The organism is Sporosarcina jiandibaonis (assembly GCF_013184495.1).
In the GTDB taxonomy this organism is placed as follows: Bacteria; Bacillota; Bacilli; order Bacillales_A; family Planococcaceae; genus Sporosarcina; species Sporosarcina jiandibaonis.
Genome location: NZ_JAAOIY010000002.1, coordinates 20,326 through 32,229, shown reverse-complemented (window position 1 = coordinate 32,229; position 11,904 = coordinate 20,326). Strand labels below are relative to the sequence as shown.

13 protein-coding genes are annotated in these 11,904 nt (G+C 40.1%); 1 reads left to right on the top strand and 12 read right to left on the bottom strand.

What is annotated here, in order from left to right; all coding sequences use genetic code 11:
• Window positions 1–4: 4 nt before the first annotated feature.
• From yycF to rpsF, 9 genes are all read right to left on the bottom strand, one after another.
• Window positions 5–715 carry a response regulator YycF gene (gene yycF, locus G8782_RS07235; RefSeq protein ID WP_172370289.1) on the bottom strand — a complete coding sequence of 237 codons (711 nt, stop codon included), beginning with the start codon at window positions 713–715 and terminating at the stop codon, window positions 5–7.
• 211 nt (window positions 716–926) lie between these two features.
• A complete protein-coding gene (locus tag G8782_RS07230; protein ID WP_172370288.1) occupies window positions 927–2,378 on the bottom strand; it encodes a M23 family metallopeptidase in 1,452 nt (483 codons plus the stop codon).
• A 354-nt stretch (window positions 2,379–2,732) separates the two neighbouring features.
• Entirely contained in the window at window positions 2,733–4,085 is a 1,353-nt protein-coding gene (gene dnaB / locus G8782_RS07225) for a replicative DNA helicase (protein WP_172370287.1), read from the bottom strand.
• Window positions 4,086–4,098: 13 nt separating this feature from the next.
• Window positions 4,099–4,548, bottom strand: coding sequence for a 50S ribosomal protein L9 (rplI, locus tag G8782_RS07220; protein ID WP_172370286.1), 450 nt, complete (start codon window positions 4,546–4,548; stop codon window positions 4,099–4,101).
• A gap of 5 nt (window positions 4,549–4,553) precedes the next feature.
• Window positions 4,554–6,527 (bottom strand): DHH family phosphoesterase, encoded by a 1,974-nt coding sequence (locus G8782_RS07215; RefSeq protein ID WP_172370285.1) that lies wholly within the window; start codon window positions 6,525–6,527, stop codon window positions 4,554–4,556.
• 12 nt (window positions 6,528–6,539) lie between these two features.
• The gene (locus G8782_RS07210; protein ID WP_172370284.1) at window positions 6,540–7,478 is read right to left on the bottom strand and encodes a YybS family protein; all 939 of its coding nucleotides are present in this window, start codon (window positions 7,476–7,478) and stop codon (window positions 6,540–6,542) included.
• 216 nt (window positions 7,479–7,694) lie between these two features.
• Window positions 7,695–7,931, bottom strand: a complete 237-nt coding sequence (rpsR, locus tag G8782_RS07205; protein WP_172370283.1) for a 30S ribosomal protein S18 — start codon at window positions 7,929–7,931, stop codon at window positions 7,695–7,697.
• A gap of 75 nt (window positions 7,932–8,006) precedes the next feature.
• Window positions 8,007–8,531, bottom strand: coding sequence for a single-stranded DNA-binding protein (gene ssb, locus G8782_RS07200; protein WP_172370282.1), 525 nt, complete (start codon window positions 8,529–8,531; stop codon window positions 8,007–8,009).
• A 60-nt stretch (window positions 8,532–8,591) separates the two neighbouring features.
• The gene (rpsF, locus tag G8782_RS07195) at window positions 8,592–8,879 is read right to left on the bottom strand and encodes a 30S ribosomal protein S6 (protein WP_172370281.1); all 288 of its coding nucleotides are present in this window, start codon (window positions 8,877–8,879) and stop codon (window positions 8,592–8,594) included.
• A 145-nt stretch (window positions 8,880–9,024) separates the two neighbouring features.
• Here rpsF and G8782_RS07190 point away from each other — a divergent pair, with 145 nt between their 5' ends.
• Complete coding sequence (locus G8782_RS07190; RefSeq protein WP_172370280.1) at window positions 9,025–9,585, top strand: DUF3267 domain-containing protein; 561 nt, start codon at window positions 9,025–9,027, stop codon at window positions 9,583–9,585.
• Between the two features lie 51 nt (window positions 9,586–9,636).
• Here G8782_RS07190 and ychF read toward each other — a convergent pair whose 3' ends face one another.
• The 3 genes from ychF to G8782_RS07175 all read right to left on the bottom strand — a co-directional run bounded on the left by ychF (window position 9,637) and on the right by G8782_RS07175 (window position 11,898).
• Complete coding sequence (gene ychF, locus G8782_RS07185) at window positions 9,637–10,737, bottom strand: redox-regulated ATPase YchF (protein WP_172370279.1); 1,101 nt, start codon at window positions 10,735–10,737, stop codon at window positions 9,637–9,639.
• Between the two features lie 98 nt (window positions 10,738–10,835).
• The gene (locus G8782_RS07180) at window positions 10,836–11,030 is read right to left on the bottom strand and encodes a DUF951 domain-containing protein (protein ID WP_172370278.1); all 195 of its coding nucleotides are present in this window, start codon (window positions 11,028–11,030) and stop codon (window positions 10,836–10,838) included.
• Entirely contained in the window at window positions 11,020–11,898 is an 879-nt protein-coding gene (locus tag G8782_RS07175; protein ID WP_343035003.1) for a mechanosensitive ion channel family protein, read from the bottom strand. The genes G8782_RS07180 and G8782_RS07175 overlap by 11 nt, the downstream gene beginning before the upstream one ends.
• Window positions 11,899–11,904 lie beyond the last annotated feature (6 nt).

The window sequence follows — 11,904 nt, the reverse complement described above, 5'->3', positions numbered from 1 at the left end:
CTAGTTACTCCTGTTCCGGATCTCGTAAGTAATAACCGACGCCGCGTCTAGTTACAATCCATGCTGGATGGCTTGGATTATCTTCGATCTTTTCGCGTAATCGACGAATGGTAACATCTACCGTACGCACATCGCCAAAATAGTCATAACCCCAAACAGTTTGAAGAAGATGTTCGCGGGTCATAACTTGTCCGACATGCTTTGACAAATAGTGAAGCAATTCGAATTCACGATGTGTCAATTCAATCGTTTCTCCGCGTTTCAACACTAAATACGCATCGGGTTGAATAATCAAGTTCCCGACTGTAATATTATTTGTCTCATTCTCGTTTTCTTCTAATTCAACTTTCATATGCCTGCGCAAATTCGCCTTCACCCGCGCAATAAGTTCTCTAGTTCCAAATGGTTTAGTAACATAGTCGTCTGCTCCTAGTTCAAGACCGAGAACCTTATCAATCTCAGAGTCTTTGGCAGTCAACATAATTATCGGAAAGTCATACTTTTTTCGTACTTCGCGGCATACTTCCATGCCATCTACCTTAGGCAACATTATATCTAGAAGCATTAAATCCGGTGAAACCTCTTCAACTTTCTTGAGGGCTTCTTCACCGTCATATGCACAATAAACAATAAAACCTTCTCTTTTCAAATTAAATTCAAGTATATCAGCAATTGGTTTTTCATCATCAACAACTAAAATTGTTTTATTTTGCATGTTTTATTCCTTTCCCGCTCTACCAGCGCCTCATCATTGTTCCTACTACTCTACCACTCTTTACAAGCTTTCGCACGTTCTAAACCGCATTACCTCGTAGTTATTTCCTGGTAATAAGTAGATTAATATGGGATTTTTATATACAAAAAGTACAGAAAAAGATTTACTATACCTCTTCCTGTACTTTCATTTTCAACTTATCTATCTTTAATTATTTCAATACACTTAAAGGATTCACAAGGGAGCCATTTTTTGTTACTTCAAAATGAAGATGAACGCCTGTAGAGCGGCCTGTGGAGCCCATCACGCCTATTTTAGATCCTCTAGATACTGTTTGACCCACGCTTACGTCAATCGAAGATAAGTGCGCATACAATGTTCTGTACCCATTGTTATGATCGATTTCAATTCTATTGCCATAAGCTCCGCTCCAACCAGCGGATACGACAACGCCGTTATCTGAAGCCAATATGGAACGTGATGAAGGTCTAGCTATATCTATTCCTCGATGCAGTCTGCCCCAACGCGTCCCCATCTTGCTTGATACATAGCCGCCAACCGCAGGCCACTTGAACGATCCCTCGCCTCTTGAGGGCATTACTTTCGTTCCGACGACTGTTATTTCATCTGTTGGTTCAACAATTATTTCTTCTTCAAGTTCTTTTTTTCCAATAACTTTTCCATTCTGTTTGATAATTTGTTCAGTAACAACTTTCTCTCCATCGGAACCTTTTTTTGTTACTTTCCTATCGCCCTTGTTGAGGTTATTGTCATCTTTAGAAACCTTTTTATAAGAAATCGTTTCTCTCTTCTTCGACTCGAAGTACGCCTTAACTTCTACGAGCGGTTCTAATTTCGTTACATTGATTTTTTCACCAGGTTTTATGACCGAATTTTCGTTCAATCCCGGATTAATTTCAAGTAACTTGGCCGTCGCCATCCCATGCGCATTGGCAATTTTACTAAGTACATCACCTTTTTGAATCGTATATTTCTGTTCTTCTAACGTTCCTTTATTTAAAAGTTTAACTGCTTCATCAACAGTCATTACTTCTTTCGGTGGTACAACGGCTTTGATTGCATTCAAGTCTGCATTCATAACTATTTTAGTAATTCGCGTTTCATTTTCTTTTAATGGTGGTATATCTTTAGTAGATTTCTCAAAATCAATCAGTTCCTGTTCGGTAACTGTTTGTAGTTTTAGCGCTCGAATTACTTCATCATAAGCTGTTTTATCTTTGACGTTGAGTTGCCGCTCCCCGTCAACTTCAATTCCGACTGCTTCTGCTTCAACGGATACTAGCTTTTGAAGTTTTTCGATGACTACAGCATCCTCAATTCCTATTTCGAAAACCCGTTCAGGAACGATTGATAGATCCGTTGAAATTTTTAAGGACAAGTCTTCGAATTCTTTGGCTGCTTTATCAAGTTTCAGAGACTTCAATTCGTCTAACTTTGTTTTATCGGAAAGACCGCCTATATGCTCGCCTTTCCAGTAAACATGGTAAATCGTTTGGATCTCCGATTCAGCTTCTTCTGCGAATGTTGCCTCTGTGCTGAATCCAGTGAGCAACAAGATAATAAGAATTTTTCCGACTAATTTTGACACCCATTTAAAATTAGGTGGTGAATCCTCATTATCTGATATTCTATTTAAAAACATGTAGATAAATCCCCTTCCATCTTGCCATCAAGATATATAGATATTGCTTTGATTCTAGTAAATTGTATTTTTACACCTTCTATAATTTATCACATCTTTTTGACTAATTGTTGAATTGTCGAGCTTTGTAAAGAAAATGTATAATAGCATCCATTTTCTTGAAACCGGTAGGCAATAAAGTGCATTTTTTGTTTTATTTTCCGCTTTTATACATATTTCGACCTATTACCAAGTCTTTTTGTCATATTGCCGATTACCTAAAACCAATTTCATCCATCCTTCAATAAAAAAGACACCTTGTTAACCAAAATTACTTGGTTAATAAGGTGTCTTCGATAGATTGATTGAATGAGTTTAAAAACCTTGCGGTGAATGTTGACTCCAATCAACGTTGACAAACTTGTTGTATTCTTTAGCAAAGGCAAGCGTAACCGTGCCCGTCGGACCATTACGTTGTTTTGCAATAATAATTTCTATCATATTCTCATTCTCTGTCTCTTTATCGTAATAGTCTTCGCGATATAAGAAAGAGACTATGTCTGCATCTTGCTCAATACTTCCTGATTCTCTCAAGTCTGACATCATCGGACGCTTGTCTTGTCGTTGTTCGACGCCACGTGAAAGTTGGGATAATGCGATTACAGGTATTTCTAATTCTCTCGCTAATCCTTTTAATGAACGGGAAATCTCGGAAACTTCTTGTTGTCGGTTTTCACCAGATCTTCCGCTTCCTTGAATAAGCTGCAAGTAATCAATGATAACCATTCCAAGGCCGTGTTCTTGTTGAAGACGGCGACATTTTGAACGAATCTCGTTAACTCGAATACCTGATGAATCATCTATGAAAATACCAGCATTCGAAAGACTTCCCATTGCCATCGTCAATTTGCGCCAATCCTCCGCTTGAAGGTCTCCCGTTCGCATTATTTGAGCATCTATATTACCTTCCGCGCAGAGCATCCGCATAACTAGCTGGTCAGCACCCATCTCCAAACTGAAGATCGCCACATTTTCAGTCGTTTTTGTCGCGACATTTTGAGCGATGTTTAATGCGAATGCCGTCTTACCAACGGATGGACGCGCTGCAACTATGATTAAATCGTTGCGTTGAAATCCCGCGGTGACTTTATCCAAGTCTGTGAAACCTGTTGGAATTCCAGTTACATCGCCTTTTTGAGTATGCAGAAGTTCGATATTATCATACGTCTGTACAAGCACATCTTTTATGTGTTTGAAATCTCCTGCATTCTTGCGGTTAGAGACTTCCATCATACTTTTTTCAGCCTCGGACAGAAGCGCTTCTACTTCATCCTCGCGTGTATATCCATCTTCAACAATCGTCGTAGCGACGCGTATTAGTCTGCGAAGTAATGCCTTTTCTTCAACTATATTGGCATAATGGACAATATTCGCCGCCGTCGGGACAGAGTTTGCGATTTCGGTTAGATAGGAAATCCCGCCGACATCTTCCAGTTCTTTTTTAGCGGATAGTTCTTCTGTGACAGTCACAACATCGATTGCTTGTCCCCGGTCGCTCAGGTTTAGCATCGTCGTAAATATCTTTTGATGAGCCATCCGATAAAAATCTTCAGGCACTAACACTTCAGCAGCGGTGATCAACGCCTGCGGTTCCAGGAATATTGCGCCGATGACCGACTGTTCCGCTTCGTTATTATGGGGTGGAATTCGATCGATCATCTCATTCATGATTCATATCTCCTTACGCTTCCTCTGTAACATGTACTTTTAATGTCGCCGTGACTTCCTGATGAATTCTGATTGGAATATTTGTATAACCTAGTGAGCGAATCGGCTCGGGCAAATCCATGCGGCGACGATCGACTTTAATGCCATTTTCTTTATTAAGTGCGTCTGCGATTTGTTTCGACGTGATGGATCCGAACAAACGTCCACCTTCACCAGATTTTGCTTTCATTTCAACTGTAACTTTCTCGATTTTTTCTTTTAATACTTTTGCTTCTGCTAACTCTGCAGCTGCATTTTTCTCTTCGCGTTTTTGCTGCCCTTTTAATTTGCTTAAATTGGCCGGTGTCGCTTCGATTGCCAGGTTGTTTTTTAGTAAATAGTTTTGAGCATAACCTACTGAAACATCCTTTACATCGCCTTTATTGCCTTTACCTTTAACATCTTTTATAAAAATCACTTTCATTATGATTATCCCCTTTCTACTTCCATTTTGTTTTTAATAATTAATTTTAATTTATCTATAGCTTCTTCTATGGAATCTGCATCTATTTGGCATGCAGCATTCGTTAAGTGACCGCCGCCGCCGAGTTCTTCCATTATGACTTGGACGTTGATTTCGCCAAGTGAACGGGCGCTGATGCCGACTTTTCCATCTGCTCGTAACGCAACCACGAATGAAGCGGAAACGTCTTGCATGGCTAGTAAAATGTCTGCAGTTTGCGCTATAAGAACAGAACCATAAACAGTATCTTCATTTCCTCTAGCAACAACGATTCCTTTTTCCAGCCATTCTACAGTTTCAATAATTTTTGCTCGTTCCATGTACGTGTTTATATCCTCTTTTAACAAGCGTTGAACGAGAACGGTATCTGCACGGTTTGTTCGAAGGAATGATGCCGCCTCGAACGTTCTAGAGCCTGTACGCAGTGTAAAGCTTTTTGTATCGACGATGATGCCTGCAAGAAGCGCTGTCGATTCTAGCATCGTTAATTTTTCATGTTTCGGCTGATACTCGAGCAGTTCTGTAACCAATTCCGCGGTAGATGATGCATACGGCTCCATATAGACGAGCATCGTATTATTTATAAATTCTTCACCGCGTCGATGATGATCGATCACGACAACTTTTTCCGTCTTTTCCAGTATCCGTTCATCAATGACCATGCTTGGTTTATGTGTATCGACAACAATCACAAGCGATTGCTCGGTTAGCATTGATAAAGCGTCATCCGGCTCTAGGAATTGAGAATACAATTCCTCGTCTTGGTGTATTTCATGCATTAAGCGAGTAACACTTGCGTCGAGTTCATCATAGTTAATGACGACGTAACCATCCACGTTATTCATGCGTGCCATTTTTCTTACACCGATTGATGCGCCAATCGCATCCATATCCGGAAATTTATGTCCCATAATAATAACTTTATCACTATCCTGTATTAAATCGCGCAGTGCATGCGAAATTACTCTTGCACGGACTCTCGTTCGTTTTTCGGCAGGATTTGTTTTTCCGCCGTAAAACTTAACTTTTCCATCAACTTGCTTAATTGCCACCTGGTCGCCTCCGCGTCCAAGCACTAAATCCAGACTCGACTGCGCAAGTTCTCCAAGTTCGATGAGGGATGTTGAACCCGTACCTACCCCGATGCTTAACGTTAGTGCAGTGCTTTGTTCTTCTGTCGCCTCGCGTATATCGTCAAGAATTGAAAATCTTGCTTTTTCTAACAGACGGAGAGAAGCTTCATTGAAAACAGTTAAAAATCGGTCGGATGCAATTCGTTTGACGTAAATCCCGTTTTCTTTCCCCCACTTTGAGACAAGTGAGGTTACAAGTGAATTCAGTTGGCTTCTCGTCTGGTCGTCCATCGCCTGGGAAAGTTCGTCATAGTTATCGACGAGTAAAATTCCTAGAACCGTTCGATCTGAATGATAAAGCGTTTCGATAGCCAATTGCTTCGTAACATCAAATAAGTAAATCAGCTTTTCTTCCGCATTGTAGGATACTTTATAAGATTTATCGTTCACGGCCAGAATTTCCTGCTCATCATCTGGATGATCTACAATCGAATATAACTGATCAGAGAGGTCAGCCAATTCTTTCCCGATTAGCGAATCTAACTCGAATATATTAGAGGCATATGGGTTTGCCCACTCTATTCCTCTTTTTTCATTTATGAGTATAATTCCGATTGGCAGTTCGAGAAGTGCTTCTTCCCCAACTTTTTTCATGCGATAGGAAAGTGTTTGAATATGTTTTTCAGTTTCAAGATAGGTTTGTTCTTCTGTTTTCCACGCAATTCCAATCGCTAATACGAATAAAACAGAGAAAATAAGCCCTGGCCAAAATTGAAACATAAGCAAAAACACTGCCGCCATCAATCCAAGAAGCGACAACGCAGCTAATGGATAGCGTATTGATCTTTTCCTGAAAAAAGAGTTCATTGTTGTCATCTCCTAGTTCGATTTGTTTCTCCCGATCCATGCCCGAATATTCATGCCTACATCAAGTACACCAAGTAAAATTGTTAGTTGACTTAATAATATGGCAATAACAGTTGAAATGACATTCAACCATTTCGGTAATCTTGCTTCATTTAAATAATAATGAAGAAATGAAATCCCTTGGATAAAAAATAAAAACCTTAAGATCACGGAAGCATTCACGATGGTAAGTTCCATAGTAGATCCTTGTGTTGGCGGTGCAAATAAAGGTAGTAACATCACGGTTAAATAACACCATAAAAGAATAACTGGCAATTTCATGTTCCTGAACAATGGGAACTTGGGCGGGTCATATCCAAATCGTTTAACAACGAACAAGTTAAGCACAACAATCAGAAAGGCTATGCTAAAGGAAATAATAATAATAAACGATGGGATGGCAAGTTCATAAAATGCAATCATATCATTCATTTGAGCTTGAAAATTTTCAGGCAGTTCTCCGTAGTCTACCAAAGTGGCGGATATAAATTCTTGCGTTTTCTCTAATCCACTCATCATTTCGTCAACAACATTAACACCAAAGAGCAGTACTGCCGCAACATATGTCAAGACGAGGCTTAGCAATAGTGTTAATCCAGTTGCCATGAACGTATACAATTTGGTTTTTTCAAGTCTGATTGTATCCCCGATAACAAATCCAATAATGCCGCAAATAAGCGCAATTGGCACTAGTACTAGTCCGCCAACCGCGACAGATAACATTACACTAATTATTAGTATGAGAAGGGATGCAAGTCGGTCATAACGTAACCTGAAGAGAATAATGGGTAGTGGAATAAAAAGTGCTGTCAAGCCGCCTACTAACGGAATATAAATTGAAACAGTCAGTAAGATCGTAAATAATGCAATCATCAACATTCCGTTTGTAATGCGTTTTGTATTATCTTGCATAATGTATTCCTCCGATGATTCGAATGCTTATTTCTATATATATTCAGCGATAACAGAATCCGATTAATAATTGTTTGTCATAACTTTAATTATATCATGATTACTGTTTATAAACCAAAGAAGAATATACGTTCCTATATCTGTCCAAGCGAGATAAAGTAAAAAACCGTCCTAGACTGGATTATGCCAGTGTAAGACGGTCTATATATTGTCAGATTATCTTTCTTCCGAGCTAAATGGAAGAAGTGCCATCGTACGTGAACGTTTAATCGCAACTGTAAGTTTACGCTGATATTTAGCGCTAGTTCCAGTTACACGACGAGGTAAGATTTTTCCACGCTCAGAAACGAATTTTCTAAGTAGGTCAGTATCTTTATAATCGATGTGCGTGATGTTATTTGAGTTGAAATAACATACTTTACGGCGTTTGCGGCCTCCACGGCGTTGTCCCATATCATTTACCTCCTTGGTAAAAGGAATAATTCTCTATTCCCTATATTAAAGTTTGGTACAATGTCAATGATTCCATTAAAATGGCAAGTCGTCGTCCGATACTTCTATCGGACCTCCGCCTGTCGAAAATGGATCATCGTTTGTACGTGTATAATTTTGCTGATTTGGTTGGTAATTCGATTGCTGATACGATGGCTGTTGTTGTTGAGCGCCTCCCTGGAACGGTGCTCCTTGATAAGGCGCATTCGAACCCTCTTCGGACCTTCCGCCAGCATTCGCACTGCGCGGTTCAAGGAATTGCACGCTATCAGCTACAACCTCTGTCATAAAGACACGATTGCCATCCTTACCTTCAAAGTTGCTCGTCTGTATACGACCTTCTATTCCAGTAAGGCTGCCTTTCCTTAAAAAGTTCGCTGTGTTTTCTGCTTGCTTGCGCCAAGTTACACAGTTAACGAAATCAGCTTCGCGCTGACCTTGTTGGTTTGTGAATGGTCTGTTCACAGCGAGTGTGAAACGAGTGACCGCAACACCACCTTGTGTATACTTAAGCTCAGGGTCTTTTGTTAAGCGGCCAACTAAAACGACACTGTTAATCATCAGAATTCGACCTCCCTCATCATCTTGTAGGTTTCAACTGTTACGTCATCTATAAATAGATTAAGCATCAAGGCGAATAGCCATATGGCGAATAATGTTTTCGTTAATATTCGCAAGACGTTTAAATTCTTCGAGTGCATTTTCTTCAGCGTTAAGAGTCACGAGTTGGTAATAACCTTCGCGGAAGTCGTTGATCTCATAAGCGAGACGACGTTTTCCCCACTCTTTCGACTCGATGATTTCTGCACCATTTGATGTAAGAACCTCATCGAAACGTTCGATTAGCGCTTTTCTTGCATCTTCTTCAATTGTTGGTTGCACAATGTACATAATTTCGTATTTTCTCATCTTTAGTCACCTCCTTATGGACTTTGGCCCTGCTGATGACAGCGGGCAAGGAGCAAGTAATTGTATTACTCACATCAATACATACTACCATGATTCTATCTATTATACAACCTTTTATACTATAATTGAAAATGAGGTGACGTTTATGAATGAACTTCCCGTGCCAGATGAAATTGTTGATGTCGATTTGAACACCATTGCAAAGAAAGGTATTTACCTTACAATTATACCGCTAGCTATTCTTCTCCTGATTCACTTTATAATTGAAGAAGGGTTTTATTTCAATTTAACCGGCTATACCTTGCTATTGTTTTTTGGCGGCTATATTATTTTGGTCGTCTTACATGAATTTTTTCATTTATTCGGATTCCGCGTATTCGCAAATGTTCCGTGGAAAAGAATGAATGTCGGCATTAACTTAAAAGCGGGCATTGCCTATGCAACGACGGATATGCTCATGACGAACCGCGCGATACGGAAAGCCCTCCTGCTGCCGTTCTGGTTAACAGGCATCCTGCCGGCCCTCATCGGCCTTTATTTCGGCAGTGGCGTGCTTGTTATATTATCCGCGCTCTTAATTGGCGGAGCTGTCGGTGATTTCGCTATGTATAACCAACTGAAGAAGTTACCCGATGATTGGCTCATAAAAGACGATCCTCAATTGCCCCGTTTATATGTTTATTCTCCTGAAAAAATTAATCATTAAAAAGAACTCTTTACGCTTTGTTAGCTAACGTAAAGAGTTCTTTTTTCGCAATTATACGTTGAAACGGAAGAGGATTACATCCCCGTCCTGGACGACGTATTCTTTTCCTTCTTGTCGGACTTTCCCATTTTCTTTTGCCGCAGCCATCGAACCCGCTTCGACTAGATCATCATAGGCAACCGTTTCTGCGCGGATGAATCCTCTTTCGAAGTCTGTATGAATAATTGCAGCACATTGCGGCGCTTTCATCCCTTTACGGAATGTCCATGCACGAACTTCTTGAACACCCGCCGTGAAGTAGGTTGCGTAGCCGAGTAGATTATAAGTCGCTCTGATTAACTGATCCAATCCAGACTCTTGAATACCGAGTTCTTCGAGGAACATTTCCTTATCCTCATCATCAAGCTCGGCCATCTCTTCTTCTATTTTCGCGCATACCACAATCACTTCTGCGTTATCCGTTTTTGCAAATTCGCGAACTGCTTTCACATATTCATTTTCTTCTGTATTGGCTATTTCATCTTCATCAACGTTTGCGACGTAAAGCATCGGTTTTATCGTTAATAAATGCATGCCTTTAATTAGAGAAAACTCATCATCTGTAAATTCTACTGAACGCGCTGGACGTTCATTTTCAAATGCGTCTTTCAATTTCAACAATACCGGCTCTTCTAACATGGCTTCTTTATCTTTTTGTTTTGCCATCTTAGTCACGCGTTCTAGTCTTTTATCGACGCTTTCCATGTCAGCAAGTATCAGTTCAAGGTTAATAACCTCGATGTCATTGATCGGATTAACCTTTCCGGATACATGTGTAATGTTTTCATCCGCAAAACAACGAACAACTTGACAAATCGCATCGACTTCACGAATATGGGATAAAAATTTATTCCCCAATCCTTCACCCTTGCTTGCGCCCTCTACGATTCCCGCAATATCAGTAAATTCGAAAGCTGTCGGAACCGTCTTCTTTGGTGTAACAAGCTCAGTCAGTTTTGCAAGTCTTTCATCTGGCACCTCGACAATACCGACGTTTGGATCAATCGTACAAAACGGATAGTTGGCAGCTTCTGCTCCCGCTTTTGTAATTGCGTTAAATAGTGTAGATTTTCCAACGTTCGGAAGACCGACAATTCCTGCTGTTAATGACATTAAAGTCAACTACCTTTCATCTATATCAATTCTTAATATTTTATTAAATACAACTCTTCTAGTATAAGGAGTGGGACTATAAATGTCCATTTCCTCATTTAGATGGCTTTTTCAATTACCTTTTTCATCTTCTTCGCAAATTCATTTCGCGGCATCATAATGCTATGTCCGCAACCCTCACATTTAATGCGTATATCCGCACCCATTCGTATAATTTTCCATGCGTTCGTTCCGCAAGGGTGTTGTTTTTTCATTTCAACAATATCGTTTAAAGCGAACTCTTTATTGTTCATCTTCACTGATCCCCTCTTTCCCTTGATAAGTCATGATTTTAGGATATGGAATTTCGATGCCATGTTTATCTAAAAAGACCTTTAAATCTTTTCTGAATTTGCGAGCGAACGCCCATTGCATCACAGGCTCTGTCTCGGCAGTGACTCTAAAGACGATTTCCGAAACAGCAAGATCTTGTACACCGATCAATGTGGGTTTTGCGATTAAGCCGCCATACCCAATCGGCAAAGTAGTTAAAAATTCCTCTAACAACGATTCCGCTCGGTTAATATCCACTTCATAGCCGATTCGCACATCGATTATTGCAAGCGAGTTATTAATCGAGTAATTGATAACCTGGGTGATACTGCCGTTCGGGAGGATATGGATTTCCCCGCCGTATGCACTGATTTTCGTCGTTCGAAGTCCAATTTCTTCAACAGTCCCCATCGTCGTGCCGATTTCTACATAATCTCCAACTGAAAATTGATCTTCAAAAATAATGAAGAATCCTGAAATGATATCTTTCACCAAGCTTTGAGCGCCAAATCCCACAGCCAAACCAAGGACCCCTGCACTTGCTAACAAACCGCTTATATTCATGAACTCCGCCAAAATTGCAAGGATTGCCGAGAAATAAACAACATAAGCAAGCGTGTTTTCCAGCAACTTTAACAACGTTTTTTCCCGCCGCTCGGACGGTCGTAATCGGGTTTTAACTTTCAGCGTAAACATTCTTCGAATTATCATTTTACCAATTGCAACGACAATCATTGCGACCACCACAATAGCTGCAATTTTAAGCGCTAAGACTCCTAAATCAACCCAAGTTTCTTGGTTAAATATAAACTTCTCGAATTTCTTTGCTTTCTCATCAAATTCCTCCACATAACT

Excerpts from the sequence above, each read along its gene's own strand:
- yycF (WP_172370289.1), bottom strand. The coding sequence starts at position 715 with ATGCAAAATAAAACAATTTTAGTTGTTGATGATGAAAAACCAATTGCT.
- G8782_RS07230 (WP_172370288.1), bottom strand. The coding sequence starts at position 2,378 with ATGTTTTTAAATAGAATATCAGATAATGAGGATTCACCACCTAATTTT.
- dnaB (WP_172370287.1), bottom strand. The coding sequence starts at position 4,085 with ATGAATGAGATGATCGATCGAATTCCACCCCATAATAACGAAGCGGAA.
- rplI (WP_172370286.1), bottom strand. The coding sequence starts at position 4,548 with ATGAAAGTGATTTTTATAAAAGATGTTAAAGGTAAAGGCAATAAAGGC.
- G8782_RS07215 (WP_172370285.1), bottom strand. The coding sequence starts at position 6,527 with ATGAACTCTTTTTTCAGGAAAAGATCAATACGCTATCCATTAGCTGCG.
- G8782_RS07210 (WP_172370284.1), bottom strand. The coding sequence starts at position 7,478 with ATGCAAGATAATACAAAACGCATTACAAACGGAATGTTGATGATTGCA.
- rpsR (WP_172370283.1), bottom strand. The coding sequence starts at position 7,931 with ATGGGACAACGCCGTGGAGGCCGCAAACGCCGTAAAGTATGTTATTTC.
- ssb (WP_172370282.1), bottom strand. The coding sequence starts at position 8,531 with ATGATTAACAGTGTCGTTTTAGTTGGCCGCTTAACAAAAGACCCTGAG.
- rpsF (WP_172370281.1), bottom strand. The coding sequence starts at position 8,879 with ATGAGAAAATACGAAATTATGTACATTGTGCAACCAACAATTGAAGAA.
- G8782_RS07190 (WP_172370280.1), top strand. The coding sequence starts at position 9,025 with ATGAATGAACTTCCCGTGCCAGATGAAATTGTTGATGTCGATTTGAAC.
- ychF (WP_172370279.1), bottom strand. The coding sequence starts at position 10,737 with ATGTCATTAACAGCAGGAATTGTCGGTCTTCCGAACGTTGGAAAATCT.
- G8782_RS07180 (WP_172370278.1), bottom strand. The coding sequence starts at position 11,030 with ATGAACAATAAAGAGTTCGCTTTAAACGATATTGTTGAAATGAAAAAA.